16 protein-coding genes are annotated in these 16,741 nt (G+C 66.3%); 5 read left to right on the forward strand and 11 right to left on the reverse strand.

All coding sequences use genetic code 11. From position 1 onward, the window contains the following. Positions 1-10 precede the first annotated feature (10 nt). The 6 genes from ACX80V_RS08925 to ACX80V_RS08950 all read right to left on the reverse strand — a co-directional run bounded on the left by ACX80V_RS08925 (position 11) and on the right by ACX80V_RS08950 (position 4,735). A complete protein-coding gene (locus ACX80V_RS08925; RefSeq protein ID WP_485842855.1) occupies positions 11-619 on the reverse strand; it encodes a GNAT family N-acetyltransferase in 609 nt (202 codons plus the stop codon). A gap of 9 nt (positions 620-628) precedes the next feature. Then, positions 629-1,489, reverse strand: coding sequence for a 3-hydroxyacyl-CoA dehydrogenase family protein (locus tag ACX80V_RS08930; RefSeq protein WP_485842856.1), 861 nt, complete (start codon positions 1,487-1,489; stop codon positions 629-631). Continuing rightward, positions 1,486-2,310: an enoyl-CoA hydratase/isomerase family protein gene (locus ACX80V_RS08935; RefSeq protein ID WP_485842857.1), complete on the reverse strand. Its 825-nt coding sequence runs from the start codon at positions 2,308-2,310 to the stop codon at positions 1,486-1,488. The genes ACX80V_RS08930 and ACX80V_RS08935 overlap by 4 nt, the downstream gene beginning before the upstream one ends. Further along, positions 2,310-3,521: a thiolase family protein gene (locus ACX80V_RS08940; RefSeq protein ID WP_485842858.1), complete on the reverse strand. Its 1,212-nt coding sequence runs from the start codon at positions 3,519-3,521 to the stop codon at positions 2,310-2,312. Before ACX80V_RS08940 ends, ACX80V_RS08935 begins: the two co-directional genes overlap by 1 nt. A 93-nt stretch (positions 3,522-3,614) precedes the next feature. Next, positions 3,615-4,277, reverse strand: coding sequence for a pentapeptide repeat-containing protein (locus tag ACX80V_RS08945; RefSeq protein ID WP_058931410.1), 663 nt, complete (start codon positions 4,275-4,277; stop codon positions 3,615-3,617). Next, on the reverse strand, positions 4,277-4,735 hold the full coding sequence (locus tag ACX80V_RS08950) for an SRPBCC family protein (protein WP_485842859.1): 459 nt from the start codon (positions 4,733-4,735) through the stop codon (positions 4,277-4,279). Before ACX80V_RS08950 ends, ACX80V_RS08945 begins: the two co-directional genes overlap by 1 nt. 108 nt (positions 4,736-4,843) lie before the next feature. Between ACX80V_RS08950 and ACX80V_RS08955 the strand changes: the two genes are divergently transcribed. From ACX80V_RS08955 to ACX80V_RS08965, 3 genes are all read left to right on the forward strand, one after another. After that, positions 4,844-7,105, forward strand: a complete 2,262-nt coding sequence (locus tag ACX80V_RS08955; protein ID WP_485842860.1) for a PEP/pyruvate-binding domain-containing protein — start codon at positions 4,844-4,846, stop codon at positions 7,103-7,105. A 184-nt stretch (positions 7,106-7,289) separates the two neighbouring features. Then, entirely contained in the window at positions 7,290-7,463 is a 174-nt protein-coding gene (locus ACX80V_RS08960; RefSeq protein WP_058931408.1) for a CsbD family protein, read from the forward strand. 109 nt (positions 7,464-7,572) lie between these two features. Next, positions 7,573-8,316 (forward strand): dienelactone hydrolase family protein, encoded by a 744-nt coding sequence (locus tag ACX80V_RS08965; RefSeq protein ID WP_485842861.1) that lies wholly within the window; start codon positions 7,573-7,575, stop codon positions 8,314-8,316. A 139-nt stretch (positions 8,317-8,455) separates the two neighbouring features. Here ACX80V_RS08965 and ACX80V_RS08970 read toward each other — a convergent pair whose 3' ends face one another. From ACX80V_RS08970 to ACX80V_RS08990, 5 genes are all read right to left on the reverse strand, one after another. Then, positions 8,456-9,916 (reverse strand): amino acid permease, encoded by a 1,461-nt coding sequence (locus tag ACX80V_RS08970; RefSeq protein WP_485842862.1) that lies wholly within the window; start codon positions 9,914-9,916, stop codon positions 8,456-8,458. A gap of 188 nt (positions 9,917-10,104) precedes the next feature. Further along, on the reverse strand, positions 10,105-10,434 hold the full coding sequence (locus ACX80V_RS08975; protein ID WP_485842863.1) for a Rieske (2Fe-2S) protein: 330 nt from the start codon (positions 10,432-10,434) through the stop codon (positions 10,105-10,107). Continuing rightward, the gene (gene nirB / locus ACX80V_RS08980) at positions 10,431-12,947 is read right to left on the reverse strand and encodes a nitrite reductase large subunit NirB (RefSeq protein WP_485842864.1); all 2,517 of its coding nucleotides are present in this window, start codon (positions 12,945-12,947) and stop codon (positions 10,431-10,433) included. Before nirB ends, ACX80V_RS08975 begins: the two co-directional genes overlap by 4 nt. Next, positions 12,947-13,294 (reverse strand): molybdopterin oxidoreductase, encoded by a 348-nt coding sequence (locus tag ACX80V_RS08985; RefSeq protein ID WP_485842865.1) that lies wholly within the window; start codon positions 13,292-13,294, stop codon positions 12,947-12,949. Before ACX80V_RS08985 ends, nirB begins: the two co-directional genes overlap by 1 nt. 125 nt (positions 13,295-13,419) lie before the next feature. Next, complete coding sequence (locus ACX80V_RS08990; RefSeq protein ID WP_485842866.1) at positions 13,420-15,132, reverse strand: ABC-F family ATP-binding cassette domain-containing protein; 1,713 nt, start codon at positions 15,130-15,132, stop codon at positions 13,420-13,422. Positions 15,133-15,353: 221 nt separating this feature from the next. Here ACX80V_RS08990 and ACX80V_RS08995 point away from each other — a divergent pair, with 221 nt between their 5' ends. Both ACX80V_RS08995 and ACX80V_RS09000 read left to right on the forward strand, forming a co-directional pair. After that, positions 15,354-15,869, forward strand: coding sequence for a histidine kinase (locus tag ACX80V_RS08995; RefSeq protein ID WP_485842867.1), 516 nt, complete (start codon positions 15,354-15,356; stop codon positions 15,867-15,869). Next, positions 15,869-16,732, forward strand: coding sequence for a DUF4097 family beta strand repeat-containing protein (locus ACX80V_RS09000; RefSeq protein WP_485842868.1), 864 nt, complete (start codon positions 15,869-15,871; stop codon positions 16,730-16,732). The genes ACX80V_RS08995 and ACX80V_RS09000 overlap by 1 nt, the downstream gene beginning before the upstream one ends. The last annotated feature ends 9 nt before the right edge of the window (positions 16,733-16,741 follow it).

The raw sequence follows: 16,741 nt of genomic DNA on the forward strand, positions 1-16,741 counted from the left end.
CCAAGCATCGCTAGCGGTGCTTGGCGAGTCTGTGCTCCAGACCGTTCCGGACCATCGGCCACTCGTGCTCCAGGATGGAGAACACCACGGTGTCGCGCAGGACGCCGTCGCTGGTCCGCCGGTGGCTGCGCAGCACGCCGTCCTGCTTCGCACCCAGCCTGGCGATCGCTTCCCTGGATTGGTGGTTCAGCCAGTGCGTACAAAACTCCACGGCCACGCAGCCCAGGGTTTCGAACGCGTGCCGCAACAGCAGCAGCTTGGAGTCAGGGTTCGTGCCGGTGCCGTGGACCGACGCCGTGTTCCACGTGTAGCCGACCTCCACCCGGGGCGTGCCGGCGTCGATATTGCAGTAAGTGGTCATGCCGATGATCCGGCCCGGGCCGCCGGTGGCAGGATCGATCAGCCGGGTGGTGAACGGCAGCATGGACCCCTGCTCCTGCATGGCCAGCCTGCGGTCGATCTCCGCCGCCATCCCGTCCGGCGCCGGGACGGACGTGTACCAGAGCTTCCACAGCTCGCCATCCTGTGCGGCCGCCACCAGGCCGTCATGGTGATCGTGCTTCAGCGGCTCAAGAATCACGTGCCGGCCGGTCAAGGTGATGGGTTCAAAGAGGGTCACCCGGAAATCCTACTCAGCCCAGTCGAAGAATCCCTTGCCGGTCTTCCGTCCAAGCTCTCCGCGGGCCACCTTATCCTTGAGGATCTGCGGCGGCGCGAACCGTTCCCCCAGTGTGGAATGCAAGTACTCGGCGATGCCCAGCCGCACGTCCAGGCCCACGATATCCGTGGTTCGCAGCGGGCCCGTGGGGTGCTTGTAGCCCAGGACCATGGCGGCGTCGATGTCCGCCGCGGACGCCACCCCCTCCTCCACCATGCGCATCGCCTCCAGCGCGATGGCCACACCCAGCCGTGACGAGGCAAAGCCCGGTGCGTCATTGACGACGACGGCGGTCTTGCCGAGTGCCTCGACCCACCGTTTCGCCGCCTCAGCCAGGTCCGGGGACGTCTGCTCGCCGAGCACCACTTCGATGAGGGTGGAGGCGGGGACGGGGTTGAAGAAGTGCAGGCCGAGGAAGTTCTGCGGCCGCTTGAGCTCGCGGGCCAGGCCGTTGACGGACAGGGACGACGTGTTGGAGGCCAGGTAGGCGTCATCGGCCAGGCGCTCCTCGATGCCGCGGAGCGAGGTGACCTTCAGGTCCCAGTCTTCGGGAACGGCCTCGACCACCAGCTGGCGGTCCTTGAAGTCGTCGTAATCGACCGTGACGGCGAGCCGCGACACCATCTCATCCAGGTTGCCGTCGGTGGCTCCGCGTTCGATGCTCTTGGCGGCTGCGGATTCGACGCGTTCCCGGGCGGCTTCGGCGGACGCTTCGTCGCGCTCCACCACCAGCACGTCGGCACCGTTGATCAGGAAGGCGTGGGCGATCCCCGCGCCCATGCGGCCGCCACCGAGGACGCCGACGGTGGAGGGAAGGTTCGGGTTCGTCATGGTTTCTTCTTCTCTGATTTCTTGTCGAGGAAAGCCTGCATGCGGTCAAACTTGGCCTGGGATTCAAAAAGGATCCCCTGTGCCAGCTGGTCAATCAGCGGGTGGGCTTCGGCCGGGGCGTGGAACACGGACTTTGTAATCCGCACGGCCAGCGGGTCCTGGCGGCCGATCCGGTCCGCCAGGTTGTGCGCGGCATCCATCAGTTCCGGCGCCTCGTGGATTTCGGTGATGAGGCTTGCAGCCAGAGCCTCCTCGGCGCGGAGGACCAGGCCCGCGAGCAGGATCTGCTTGGCCAACGGCTCCCCCACTAGCTCCTTGAGGCGCCAGCTGGCCCCGGCCGCAGCGAGGATCCCCAGCCCTGTTTCGGGGTTGCCAATCCGGACACTGGGCGTTCCGATCCGGAAGTCTGCGGCGTAGGCGAGCTCGGCGCCGCCGCCCAGGCAGTACCCGTCCAGGGCGGCTATGACCGGCATGGGCAGCTTGGCGATCCGCACGAAAATAGTGGAATTGATGCCCTGCAACGCATCATCGCGGCGCCGCTCGCGCAGCTGGGCGATGTCCGCACCCGAGGCAAAGACGCCGTCGACCCCTGAGATGATCAGGACTTTGGGATTCTGCTCCAGCGCAGCGCAGACCACGTGCAGTTCGTCCACCATCTGCTGGTCGATGGCATTCCGGACTTCCGGTCGGTTGAGGAGGACCACCACACGGTCATCCCGCTCCTCGACCAGGAGGGTGCCGAATTCAACGGTGCTTAAGTGTCCGTTCGCGCTGTCTGGAGAGGGGCTCAAGTGTCCGTTCGCGCTTTCCGGGGCGGGCATCAGACACGCTCCAGCAGCATCGCCGTGCCCTGGCCCACCCCGACGCACATCGTAGCCAGGCCGATCCTGGCATCCTCGCGTTCCATCCGGCCCAGCAGGGTGATGGCAATCCGTGATCCGCTGGAACCGAGCGGATGCCCCAGGCTGATGGCGCCGCCGTCGTTATTCACGGTGTCCGGGTCCAGCCCGAGCCGGCGCATGCTCGCGAGCGACTGCGTGGCGAACGCTTCGTTAAGCTCGACGGCGCCCAGGTCACCAGCGCTGAGGCCGCTCCGTGCTAGCACTTTCTGCGTCGCCGGGACCGGGCCGATGCCCATGATTTCGGGTTCGCAGCCAGCTGAGGCGCCGTCGATGATCCGAGCCCTCGGCGTCAGGCCCAGCCGGGCGATGGCGGCCTCGGACGCGACAATGATGGCCGAAGCGCCGTCGTTCAGCGTGGACGAGTTCCCAGCCGTGACCACGGACCCGCCCGGAACCACGGGGCGCAGCCCGGCGAGGACTTCCAGGGTGGTGCCGGCGCGCGGGCCTTCGTCGGTGTCCACGACGGTCTCGGACTTGCGGGACTTGACCGTCACCGGGACGATCTCGTCCCTGAAGCGCCCTGCGGCAATGGCGGCGAGGGAACGCTCGTGGGAGCGGACCGCGAAGGCGTCGGCGTCCTCGCGGGTGATGCCGTCCACGCGGGCCACTTCCTCCGCGGTTTCCGGCATGGAATAAGTCATCTTGCCGTCCCGGGCGAGCCCGCCCTTCTGGAAGAGGGGGTTGACGAAGCGCCAGCCGATGGACGTATCGAAGATCTGTCCCGGTTTCGCGAACGCCGTGGCGGGCTTCTCCTGGGCCCACGGTGCCCGGCTCATGGACTCGACGCCGCCGGCGATCACCACGTCCGCGGCGCCGGACTTGATCATGTGGCTGGCCTGGATGATGGCGCTCAACCCGGACGCGCACAGCCGGTTGACCGTGATGCCCGGGATGTGGAGGGGAAGCCCGGCCAGCAGGACTGCCATCCGGGCCACGTTACGGTTCTCCTCGCCCGCGCCGTTTGCGTTGCCCAGGATGACTTCCTCTATACTGTCCGGGTCGAGGCCCGCACGGGACACGGCCTCCCGGATCACCAGTGCAGCCAGATCATCAGGACGGACCGCCGACAACGCACCGCCATACCTGCCCACGGGAGTGCGGACGCCGCCAACAAGAAAAGCCTCGACCATAAGAACAAATCCTTTACGCCAGGGAGCCGGAAATCTTCGGGGCCGTCCAGTGACCGCCCTATTTACCGACCGTTCGTTCTATAAAGACTACACTCACAGGACAAGGACGCCGAGGTGCCCGGCAAGGAGCGGCGCCAGCAGGCTCAGCTGATAGTCGTCGATCACCACGCCGGCCAGGCTGCCGAGGCCGCTGATGGTCCGGAAATCCGTGCCGCGAAGGTCAAAATCCTTCAGCCGCGAGCCCGTGAGATCCAGGGTGCCGATGGTGCAGTTCTTGAGCGCCACGCGCGTCCCGGAGGCGGAACCGAGGTCCAGTTCGTTGATGATGCAATCGCTGATGACAACGTCCGTCAGCTTGGACCCGCGCAGATTCAGGAAGTCCAGCTTGCCGCCGTCGATCCGGACCGACTGCCAGCCGGTTTCATACAGCTCAGCGGAGCCCAGCCGGGGATTGTTCAGCTGCACGTCCCGCCACGTGGAGCGGGCGGCCCGGAACACCGGCGCGTACAGCTCGGACAGGATGCAGTCCCGGAACGTGGCCCCGCGGAGCTGGGTGTCATTGAAGGAGACGCCCTGGAACTCACACTCGGCAAAATCCGTGCCGCTCAGCTCCAGACCGTCGGCGGCCGCCCGGCTGTACCGGACGCCGTCGTACCTTTCACCACGCTGGAAGTCCGGGGCCGGATCATCCGTGACATCCTCCAGGCTGACCGGCGAGAGCCGGGGAGCCGTTACCTTGGGGGCCTTTGCCGCCACTAGAGCGTTTCCGCTTTGGCGGCGATTTCCGCCAGATCCTTCGAGAGCGCCTTGCGTGTCATGCTCATGCCCAGCTTGCCGAAGAGGGTCATGCTGACCTTGCTGAGCAGGGTGGGCTTGACGACGTCGGCGCCGAAGGTCAGCGTCAGGTCCGTCCCGCCGTCGCGCTCGGCCAGGCTGAAGCGCGAGGTGTAATCGGCGCCGCCCTGGAGGGCCTTGACCGTGGTGCTTCGGGGAGGATCGGCCTGCGTCACCCACATCTCCACAGTTTCCGAGCGGCCCATCATGGTCCGCGTTTCCTTCCAGCGCGTTCCCTCGCCGTAGGGCCCGTCGCTGAGCATCTGCACGGCGTCGATGCCGGACAGGGTGGAGGCGGAACCCGGGATGTCCGAGATGACCGCCCAGACCTTTTCCGGCGTGGCATGAATGTGCTGGGTCAGGCTTGTGCTGTGTTCCATGCATCGAGCCTAGTCGGGGGCGCTGACATTCGACAGGCCGCCGGGCCAAGCGCGGGATCGGGTGTAGCCTCACTGCATAGAGCCCCTACCCACTCATGGAGAAGACCGATGGCGGACACCCACCAGCCGTTTCCCCTGCTTGGTGCCGTTCGCCCGGGACAGGCAGCGCTGGGCAGCAAGGCGGCCACGCTCAATGAGCTCTCCGCAGTCGGATTCCGTGTGCCGCCAGGCTTCATCGTCACTGCAGAGGCCTTTGACCGGCCCGGCCGGATCCTCGCCGATGCATTGCAGGACGCCGCCGACAGGATCGGTCCGGGACCCTTTGCCGTCAGGTCCTCCGCCACCGCAGAAGACCTGCCCGACGCTTCGTATGCAGGCCTCTACGAGACCTTACTCAACATTCCACGAGATGACCTCGAGGATGCAATCAGGCGCTGTCTGGCGTCCGCTGCCCACGACAGGGTGGCGGCGTATGAGTCAGCGCGCGGAGCCTCAGGTCAGGAACAACCGGCCGCGTCTGCCATGGCGGTACTCATTCAACAGATGGTCCAGCCCCTTGCCGCCGGCGTCGCTTTCACCGCCAATCCGCTCACCGGGGACCGTGACGAAACCATCGTCACGGCCGTGCATGGACTCGGCGAATCCCTCGTTGCCGGTGACGCTGTCGGGGAACAATGGACCGTCCGGGATCAGGATGCAGTCGCCACCCGGAACGCCGGCACTCTCACACCTGCCCAGGCGCGGGAGGTAGCCGGGCTTGCCCGCAGTGTCGCGGCCCATGCCGGGGTGCCGCAGGACATTGAGTGGGCCATTGACACAGACGGTGTCCTGTTCCTTCTGCAGGCCCGGCCCATGACGGCCCTGCCGGAGGCTGTTGATTGGGTGGTGCCTGGCAAAGGTCTGTGGTCTCGGAACTTCCGCCTCGGTGAATGGCTGCCGGATCCGATGACCCCGTTGTTCGAGGACTGGGTCCTTCCCCGGATCGAATCCGGATACCTCGACGGCATGCAAGGCGACGCCCGCGTGCGGGTGCCCTTCCGCTATGCCTCCGTTAACGGCTGGTACTACAACGCCCCGCCGGTGCCCTCCCCAAGGCTCCTCGGACGAGTAATTCTGGATAGCCGCGGCCGGGCACCCTGGTTCCTGTTCAACGCCCTCCTCCGCGTCTCCACCAATCCTGCCGCGGCGCACCGCGCAGTTCTCCATGGCCTGGAGCTGAAGTGGCGCAACCACCTGCTGCCCGAGTACCGCCAGCTCGTGCGGAAGGCGGAACAGGAGGTTAATTCAGCATCCCCGGCCAGGCTTGTCGAACTCGTGGATGCCGTGTGCAATCAAGCAGGAATCTACCTTTGGTCACTTTCCATCGTCGGCGGTTCCGCCTGGAAGATGGAATCCGCACTGGCCCGGTTCTGGCAGAAGCATTTGGCCGGCCCGCTGCACCGGACAGCTGCAGGAGTAACCGGCCACCAGGCGCTTCTTCGCGGCCTGCCCGGAACCGCACCGGCAGAGGTTTCCCACGCGGTCTACTCTCTGGACTGGTACCACCCCACCGCCGGCGAATCGTTGCTCAGCCACAAGGGCGCTGACCAACTGCCGGCAACTGGGAAGGCCGAAGGCCTTAGCGCCCAGCGAGCGGCCGCCGAAGCGGCCGCACGCACGGCACTCAAGGATCAGCCCCGACTGCTCGCACGATTCAACGCCCTCCTTGAGGTCGCCCAGCACTACGCGGCCCTGCGGGAAGAACAGTCCCACGACCTGAGCCTGGCATGGCCGCTCCTGCGCCGCTGCGCCCGCCGGCTCGGCGAACGGCTGGTCGCCGCCGGCCTCATCGAGGATCCAGCGGACATTCATTTCCTGAACCTGAACGAGGTCACCGGCCGATCAGCGGGTACGCGGCCGCCCGTTGCCAGCCGACGCGATGCCTGGCAACGGCAGCGGAACCTCGCCGCACCGCTGACACTCGGCGAAACCGGCAGGTTTATCGGTGATCCGATCGCCCGAGCAGTGGACGCGGCAAGAAGTTCACATGACCTGCCGGAAGGGGCCATCGTCGGCCATCCCGCGAGCACTGGACGGATCACCGGCATCGTCCGTGTCATGCATGGACCGGAAGACTTCGACTCCTTTCTCGAAGGCGAAGTACTGGTCGCTAAGTCGACAGCGCCAGCTTGGACACCGCTCTTCGCCCTTGCCGCGGCTATCGTCACCGACGGCGGAACCCTGGCGGCTCACGCCTCCCTGGTCGCCCGTGAATTCGGAATCCCCGCCGTCGTTGGAACGGGAGACGCGACACTCCAGCTCCGCACTGGGCAACGCGTCACCGTCGACGGCGGCGCAGGCATCGTCATACCGATTCAGACGAATCTCTGAACCACAGAAAACAGGGTTCGTCTACCTGTCCGTTGTGTCGATTTCGAAGGGCTATTCGTTCAAAAGCTACTCCGCAAGTTACCGACAGGCCGCCGGAAATCGGGTTCCCTGAAATGGTAAGCATGCTTTGTGTTAGGCTGAAAAAGCATTGTCAGATCAACGGGAACGAAAGGCGGCAAGACTCATGGGCCTCGGAGACAAGATCAGTAACGAAGCAGAGCACCTGGGCGGCAAGGCCAAGGAAGCGGCCGGCAACGCCACGGACAACGACAAACTTAAGGCCGAAGGCCAGGCGGACCAGGTCAAGGCTGACGCCAAGAAGGTCGGCGAAAACGTCAAGGACACCTTCAAGGACTAGTCCTTCCACATTCGAACGGCGGCGGATTCCCATGGGGGATCCGCCGCCGTTCTCGTGTCCGCCCACCGCGTCGATGGAGGGGATCGACGGCGGCGGCTACCCTTGGCCCATGACTTATGTGGACCTGAGTGCCCAGAGTGCCGCTACCGGCGGTTCGCCTTCGCTCGGCGGATATCTCGCCACGCCTTCCGGGCCAGGTCCGTTTCCCGCGGTCCTGGTGATCCACGAAGCCTTCGGCCTGAACGACCTGGTGCGCGGGCATGCAGACCGGATGGCCCGCGCCGGGTACCTGACGCTGGCGGTGGACCTGTTCAGCGACGGCGGCCCGCGCCGCTGCCTGGTCAGCACCATGCGGAGCATGCTCCGGGGAAGCGGCCGCGCGTTCACCGACCTCGCCACCGCCCGGTCCTGGCTGGCCACGTCGCCGCTGTCCACCGGCAAGACCGGGGTGATCGGGTTCTGCATGGGCGGCGGATTCGCGCTGCTGGTGGCCCGCGACGGCTTCGACGCGGCCTCCGTCAACTACGGCCGCCTGCCCGGCAATCTCGAGGAAAGCCTCCGCGGAGCCTGCCCCATCGTGGCCAACTTCGGCGGACGGGACCTCACCCTTAAGGGCGCGGCCGGCAAGCTTGAGACCGCCCTGGACAACCTCGGCATCGAAAACAGCGTCAAGGAATTTCCCACTGCAGGCCACGCGTTCCTCAACGAAATCGACCTGGGCCCCGCGGTTTTCAGGCCGCTGATGCGGGTCATGGGCATCGGCCCCGACCCGGAGTCCTCCCCCGAAGCCTGGCAGCGGATCGAAGACCACTTCGCCCGGCACCTCAAGAGCGTGGACGCCAACCGGACCTGAGCGCTCCAGCCCAGGAACGCACACGGGTTTTGACAGGCTCTACCGACGACGACGGCGGGCCGCCCCCGAAAGGGTGACCGCCGACGTCGGACTTCTTAGCGTCCGTCCGCGTAGCGTCCGGCTGCTGAGGCGAAAAGACCTAGCAGAAGAGCTCGCTCTTGGGCTCGTTGTGCTTGACCTTCTGCCAGCCCAGCCACAGGACCAGGGCGAAGAACGGGATGGTGGCCAGGGTCCAGAGACCGAGGTGGAATACCTCGCCGGTCTTGCTGGTCATGGTGTCGAAGCCGATGAGCACGGTGATGGCCAGCAGCGCAATGAGTCCGGCCCAGCTGCTCCAGGTTCCGCCGGGCGCGGGCAGGGAGGAGACCTTGCCCTTCTTGTGGCGCAGCGCGATCTGGCTGGCGAAGATGGCGCCCCAGGTGAAGATCACGCCGATCGATGCGGAGTTGAGCGCGAGGTCGAAGGCGTGTGAGCCGCCCAGCCAGATGTTCAGCAGGATGCCAACGAGGTAGACGGCCCCGATGGCCAGGATGGCGGCGTACGGCACGTGGCTCTTGGACATCCTGGTCAGCCACTCCGGGGCGTGCCCGTTGTTGGCCATGGTCCGGAAGATCCGGCCGATCGAGTACAGGCCCGAGTTGCAGGAGGACAGCGCGGCGGTGATGACGATCATGTTCATAACATCGCCCATCCAGCCGAGGCCCATCTGGCCGAACACGGTGACGAACGGCGAGGTACCGGCCACGTACTGGTCCGAGGGAAGCAGCATCGCCAGGAGCGTCACGGAACCGACGTAGAACACCACGATGCGGAAGACGACGGCGCGGATCGCCTTGGGAACTTCCTTGGCGGGGTCCTGCATTTCGCCGGCCGTGATGCCGACGAGTTCAATGCCGTTGTAGGCGAAAATCACGGCGTTCAGGACCAGGATCATCACCAGCGCACCCTTGGGGAACATTCCGCCTTCGGCTGCGAAGAGGTTGTTCACCGAGGCGTTGCCGTCGCCCACCTGGGCGTTGGTGACCACCATGAAAGTGCCCACGGCCAGGAAGATCATGATGGCGCCGACCTTGAGGCAGGAGGCCCAGAATTCGAATTCGCCGAACGCCTTGACGCTCATGAGGTTGACGCCCACGAGCAGCAGCAGCGCTGCGATGGCGCTGAGTTCGACCGGCACGTTGGGGAAGAAGAACTGGAAGTACAGTCCGATCGCGATGAGTTCGGCGATGCCGGTCATGGCCCAGTTGATGAAGTACATCCAGCCGGACAGGTACGCGCCCTTCTTGCCGAACATCTCACCGGCGTAGCTGACGAAGGAACCCGACGTCTGGCGGTACATGATCAGCTCGCCCAGGGCCCGCATCAGCAGATAGGCGATAACGCCGGCAATGGCGTAGGAGAAAATGAGCGCAGGGCCAGTGGAGGCCAGGCGTCCGCCTGCACCCATAAAGAGGCCGACGCCGATGGCGCCGCCCATGGCAATCATGGTGACCTGGCGTCCGCTCAGGGATTTTTTGTAGCCCTCGGCGCTGAGGGTGGAGTCGACGACGGCGGATTGCGCCGTCGGGCTCACGAGTTCTGTGGGGGTACTTTGAGGCACAACAATTCCTTGTGGGTAGGGGATTGGCCGGCACCCTTGGCAGGGACTTCTCCATCCCGAAAATTCGGTTTCTTGATGGTTCAAGGAATTTTCTGTATGGAAAGTCACAGTACGTCGAAGTTCGCGCGGCCTGTCTATCCTACAAGACTCAAACCGCAGCAAGTGACGCGGGCTACACCCGAGCCCGGTTAAGCCAAACTATTGCCACGAATATGGGGATACTTCAGAACAATGTTCCGTTCGGCATCCTCCTGAACACTGTACGTGCGCAAAGGTTCGGCGCCGGTGCTGGAGCAGCCGGTTTCCAGGCTGAACGCGTGCTGGTGCAGCGGGCACATCACCACCTCCCGGTCGATGGTTCCGTCCGCAATGGGACCGCCCCGGTGGGGGCAGACCGCGGACAGGGCACGCAGGGTCCCGTCCCGCAGCCGGAAAACCGCCACCTGCTCGCCGTCCACCCCGAAGGCCCGGCCCTCGCCGAACGGGATCTGGTCCACCGGGCCCAGGATGTGGCTCATCGGACCGGCACCTGGGGCAGGACCGTGAGCGGCAGGGAGGTGCGGAACTGGCCCGGTGTGAGTGGATCGTCGCGTTCACTCCACGGGTCCACGTAGCTGTCCACGGATGCCTGCATGGCGGCGTCCAGTTGCGCGGCGACACCTTCGGAATCCTCCACGATGACCGCGCGGAGATGCTCGATGCCCACCCGCGGCACAAAGGAGTAGGTCCGTTCCAGCCAGTTGGCCTGCTCGCGGTAGTACTGCATAAAGCGGCCTGTCAGGACCTTGACCTCCTCGGGGTGGTCCACGGTGGCCAGCAGGTCGCCCTTGCGGATGTGGGCGCCCGCCGCTCCCCCGACGTAAAGCTCCCACCGTCCGCCTTCCACAGCCACCACACCCACGTCCTTGACCAGCGATTCCGCGCAGTTCCGTGGGCAGCCGGACACGGCCAGCTTCAGCTTGGCCGGCGACTCGATGCCCTGGAACCGGGACTCGATCTCGATGCCCAGCTTCGTGGAATCGCCGGTGCCGTACCGGCAAAAATCCTTGCCCACGCAGGTCTTCACCGTGCGGAAGCTCTTGCCGTAGGCGTAGCCGGACGGCATGTCCAGGTCCGCCCACACCTGCGGCAGGTCCTCCTTGGGGATCCCCAGCAGGTCGATCCGCTGCCCGCCGGTCAGCTTGATCAGGGGAACGTTGTGCTTTTCGGCGACGTCGGCAATGCGGCGCAGCTGCTGGACGGACGTCACGCCGCCCTTCATCTGCGGGACCACCGAGAAGGTGCCGTCGCGCTGGATATTGGCGTGCACGCGGTCATTGATGAATCGGGCGTCGCGTTCGTCGATGTACCGGTCCGCGAGCATCATCTTCAGCAGCGAGGCCAGGCCCATCTTGGACTTCGCATCCTCGGCGCTCCCAGGGGCCAGGGCCGTGAACACCTGGGATACGGAGCGCAGGCCCTGTTTCCGGATGGCGGCCATCAGGGCCGGCTTGTCCAGCGGGATCCCGGGCACGTAGTAGCTGGCGGCCGGGTCCTCCTCCACCGCGCCGTCCGCCGCCCACTCCACCACCTGCTTCACCAGGAGTTTGCAGGAACCGCAGCCCTTGCCGGCGCGGGTGGCGTCCATAGCGCCGGACACCGTGGAGCAGCCGCCCTTCACGGCGGCGACGAGCGCCCCCTTCGAAACGCCGTTGCAGTTGCAGACCTGGGCGCCGTCGTCGAGTTCGGCCACGCCCACCGCCTCACCCGGCCCGCCGACGTCGAACATCAGCGCGATCCGTTCGTCGGGCAACGGCAGCCCGCGGTCGTAGGCCTGCGTCAGGTAGGCCACCTTCCGGCTGTCGCCCAGGAGCGTGGCACCCACCATCTTGTTGTCGCGGACCACGATGGACTTGAAAATGCCGCGGCTGGGCTCCGAGAAGACGATGTGCTCGTCGGTGTCGAACTCGGGACCGTGCAGTCCCATGGATGCGACGTCGACGCCGGCAACCTTCAGCTTGGTGGCGGTCCGCGAGCCGAGGTAGGCCGCGGATGTGTCGACGCCGGTCACGTGGTTGGCGAGCACCACAGCCTGTTCCCACAGCGGAGCCACCAGCCCGTAGACCTCGCCGCGGTGCTGGACGCACTCCCCCACCGCATAGATATCGTCTTCGTCCTGGACCCGCAGCCGGTCATCCACCACAATGGCCCGCTCCACCGGCAACCCGCTCAACACAGCCACGTCCACGTTCGGCCGGATGCCCGCGGCCACCACTACCATGTCGCAGGCGATGTCCTCCCGGTCCCGAAGGCTGACGCCGCTGACCGTGTCCCTCCCGAGGACGGCTGTGGTGCGGCTGGACGTGTGCACCCGGATGCCCAGGGCCTCCACGCTCCTGCGCAGCACCGCGCCGCCGTCGGGCCCCATCTGCGCATTCATGAGGTGCCCGCCGGAGTGCACCACCTCCACGTCGATCCCGTGGCTTTTCAGGCCGTAGGCCGCCTCGAGGCCCAGCAGGCCGCCGCCGATCACCACGGCGCGGCGATGGTGCTCCTGCTGGGCATGCTGGACCATCCGTCGGGTGTCATCGATGGTGCGGAACCCGAACACACCGTGCTTCACGGACCCGCCAGGTGTGTACAGCCCGTCCATCGGCGGCATGTGCGAGCGGCTCCCGGTGGCGACGATGAGGGTGTCGTACGGTGTCACGCGGCCGTCATTGGAAAAGACGTGCTTCGTGAACTTGTCGATCCGGTCAACCCGGACCCCGGCGTGCAGCGTGATGCCGTTCTCGCGGTACCAGGGCAGGGCGTTCAGGAAGATATCCGCGTCGGATTCCTCGCCGGAGAGGACGTGGCTGAGCATGATCCGGTTGTAGTTTCCGTACGGCTCGTCCCCGAACATGGTGATGGTGAACTGGTCCGCGCCGCCCCGGGCGAGGATCTCCTCCACCGCCCGGGCGCCGGCCATCCCGTTGCCCACCACCACCAGCCGACGGCGGGGCACGGCGCCCAGGTGCCTGCCCTGCGGCCGGTCCAGCACGCTGGTCATCAGTGTTCCACCATGCCCAGGTCCACCACCACGGATCCCCCAACACCATCCGGTGCGGCGAGATAGAGCTCCACCACCGAGCCGCCGTCGATGTCCTCCACCACCCGCAGCGGCACATGGACGTCGCTCTTGGCGCCGATGGGGAAATAGCGCATGGGCACGCCGTTCCGCATCAGCACCACGGTGATGAGTTCACTGCTGGAATTGCCGCCCCGGAAGTAGAGCGTTTGGTTGATGACGCCGTCCGGAACGTAGTGCGAGAGCTCGCTGTGGATGGGGACGGGTTTTTCCAGCCCCGTGCCCGCAAACGGGAAGATGCCCTGCAGGAAAAGGTTCTTGGTGATCACGGACAGATCCTTTCGGCCGGCGGGAGACTGGCATGGCCCTATCTTCCGCCGCCGATGTTTCCGCCGGCCGGTCGGTGCGTAACTTTTCCTTTGCGCAAATCTCACCGCTTCCGGGCATGGCGGCATCAGGCCGGAGCCAGCACGCCCTTGTCCATCGAGTACCGGATCCAGCGCCCGGCGTCGTCCGTCCGCGAGGTGTCGCCCTTCTTCGCGCAACGGGCAAACCAGTCCCGGAGGGCGCGGTCGTGGCTGACCATGACCAGGGTCCCGGTGAAGCCGGCGAGCGCCTCTTCGAGCTGCTCCACCAGGACCGGCGCCAGGTGGTTAGTGGGTTCATCCACAATCAGTGTGCCGTAGCCGCCCAGCAGCAGCCGCGCCAAGGCAAGCCTGCGCTGCTGGCCCGCGGACAGGCTGCCCACCGGGACGTGGAACTCGCTGGTGCGGAACAGCCCCAGGCGCAGGAGTGCCTCGGCGTGCTCGTCGATGTTGCCGCCGAGGCCCGCCGCGAAGGCCGGGAGCAGGCGGAGCGCGGGCCGTTGCGGCAGTTCGAGTTCCTGCTGCAGGTAGCCGATCCGCGCAGGCCGCTGAACCAACCCTTCGACGGGCTCCAGGGTTCCCGCCAGCACGGAGAGCAGCGTGGATTTTCCGGCGCCGTTCGGGCCGGTGATGAGGATCTTCTCGCCCGTGCCGGCCGCGAAATCAGTGACGCCCAGGCGGCCGGGAACCGCGACGCCGCGGGCCACGAGGACCGCCGACGCGGTCAAGAGCGAGTCGTCCCCGGATGCGGCGGTCGCCACGGAGGCACCCGAAGGAGCCTCCGGTTCCACGGCCAGCTCCGCCGCAAGCCGCAGCGGCACCGGCGGGCGGTCAATGGGGCTGGCCTCCAGCCGGCGGAGCCGTTCCTGCGCGTTGCGGACCTTGCTGGTGGCCGCTTTCTGCCAAGTGCCGGCCTTGAAGTCGAAGCCCATCTTGTCGTTGTCGCGCTTGCGGGCATAGCCCATCTTGTCGGTCACGGTGTCCGCCTGCCGCTGCTCCGCCTCCATCGCGTCGATCCACTCGTGGTACTGCTGGACCCAGCGCTGGCGTTCGGCGGCCTTCTCGCGGAGGTAGCCGTCGTAGCCGTTGCCGTAGCGGGTCACGGTACGGCGCTCGGCATCAACCTCTATCACGGTGCTGGCCACCTTGCGGAGCAGCACGCGGTCGTGGGACACCACCACCACTGTCCCGCGATGGGCGGCCAACCGGTCCTCCAGCCAGGCGGTTCCGCGGGCATCGAGGTGGTTGGTGGGTTCGTCCAGGAGCAGGATGTCCGCCGGATCGGCCAGGACACAGGCCAGTGCCACGCGTTCCTGCTCGCCGCCGGAGAGCGATCCCAGCGTTCGCTTCCGGTCCAAGCCGCCCAGGCCCAGCCGGTCAAGCGCCGCCTCCACACGGGATTCCGCGGCGTAGCCCTCGCGCAGCTGGTACTCGGTCTGCAGCCGGCCGTAGGTTTCCAGCTCGTCGTCCTCAGCATCGGCGAGGCCGGCCTCCAGCCGGTCAAGTTCGGCTTCGAGGGCACGCAGCGAGGCCAGGGAAGCGTCGACGGCGGCTCCCACGGTGAAGGATTCGGGCAGGCCGTGCGTCTGGGCAAGGTAGCCCACGCGGCCGTGGCTAGCCACAGTTCCTTCGTCGGGCGCTTCCAGCCCGGCCAGGATCCGGAGCAGCGTGGATTTGCCGGCGCCGTTTTCGCCGACGATGGCAACATGCTCGCCGGCCGTGATGACCAGGCCGATTCCGTCGAGCAATTGCCGGTCGCCGTAGCCGTGGGAGACGCCGGAAAGGTTCAGGTGTTCAGTCAAGACAAGTCCTCGCAAGATTCCGCAGTGTGGCCGCCGGAACTGCTGCTCGACGGCGGCCCTGGATTCGGGGGAACAGTCCGGCATTGCCGGGCTGTTGCTCAGGACTTCATCGCTCCAGCTTCCCCGCCGGAAGCCGCAGCGTCAAGCCGGGACACCACCGGTGACACCATTATTCGCCAGAAGGTCTTGACGTGACACCAACATGACGTCAGAATGGTGTCATGCAACTCAACCAATACGTATCCGCCGTCCAGCATCAGCTGGGCGTTGCCGCCGAAGCCGGTGGCCCCGAGGCCCGGGAACTCAGCGAACGCCTCACTGCCGCGCTTGAGTCCACCGTCCGGCTCGTCCTCCTCGAAGCCCTCTCCGACGCCGCCAGCGAGATCACCCTCGAGCTGGCCCCGGCGTCGGTGGAGGTACGGCTCCGGGGCCGCGATCCGGAGTTTGTGGTCACCAGCCCGCCCGCCGCCAGCGACTTCGAAGCCGTGACGGAACGGTCCAGCCAGCCGGCCCGGCAGGCCCCGGAAGAGTTCGACGGCGCCAGCACCTCGCGCACGACGCTCCGCCTTCCGGACCACCTCAAGCAGCAGGTTGAAGAGGCCGCCGGCTTGGAAGGCCTGTCCGTGAACTCTTGGCTGATCCGGGCCGTCGCGGACGCCCTTAGCGGGGGCAAATCCACCCAACACACCATTCGCCGCGATCCCGGCGAGCAGCACTTCACAGGATGGGCACGCTGATGACCACCTTCGAGACCCCCCAACCAATCGCTGTCGTGGTGGACGTGTCCGTCCGGGCCGACATTCTGGTTGTCGCCGGCAACCGCACGGACACCGTAGTCAACGTCCGGCCCCGCAAAGCCACCCGGGCCCTGGATATCAAGGCGGCGGAGCAGACCACCGTGGACTACACGGATGGACGCCTGCACGTAAGGCTGCGTCCGCAGCTCCGCCACACCTGGTTCGGCGACGGCGGCGCCGTGGAGATCACCGTGGAAGTGCCCATCGGCTGCAGCTTGGAGTTGAAGTCCGGCATGGGCGATCTCCGCGGCGAGGGCGAGTTCAGCTCCGCCGAACTGAAGACGGACATGGGCCACGTCCACCTCGATCACTGCACGGAACTCCGGGCCTACACGGGTATGGGCGATGTGACCGTGGAACGCGTCGCGGGGCGGGCCGAGATCAAGACCGGCTCGGGGAAGATCCGGATCCGGGAAATCGACGGGCCCGCCAGCGTCAAGAACGGCAACGGCAGCACGTACATAGTGGATGCCGCCGGTGAACTCAAGGTCAGTGCCGCCAACGGGAACGTCACCCTTCAACGGGCCGGCGACACCACCACCATCAAGGCCTCCAACGGCGACATCACCGTCGGCGAGGTGGCCCGCGGAACCCTCACCCTCCAGACCGCCGCAGGTTCGTTGGCCATCGGCGTCCGCGATGGCAGCGCCGCGTGGCTGGACCTCAGCACCAAGTACGGTCGCGTCCGCAACTGGCTCGACGCCACCACCGGGCCGAGCGAGACGGACGCCAAAGTGGAGATCCGCGCCCGCAGCGCCTATGGCAACATCACCGTGCGCCGCTCCCCCGTTCCCACGAAGTAACCCGGATAA

It is taken from the genome of Pseudarthrobacter arbutini (genome assembly GCF_054510915.1).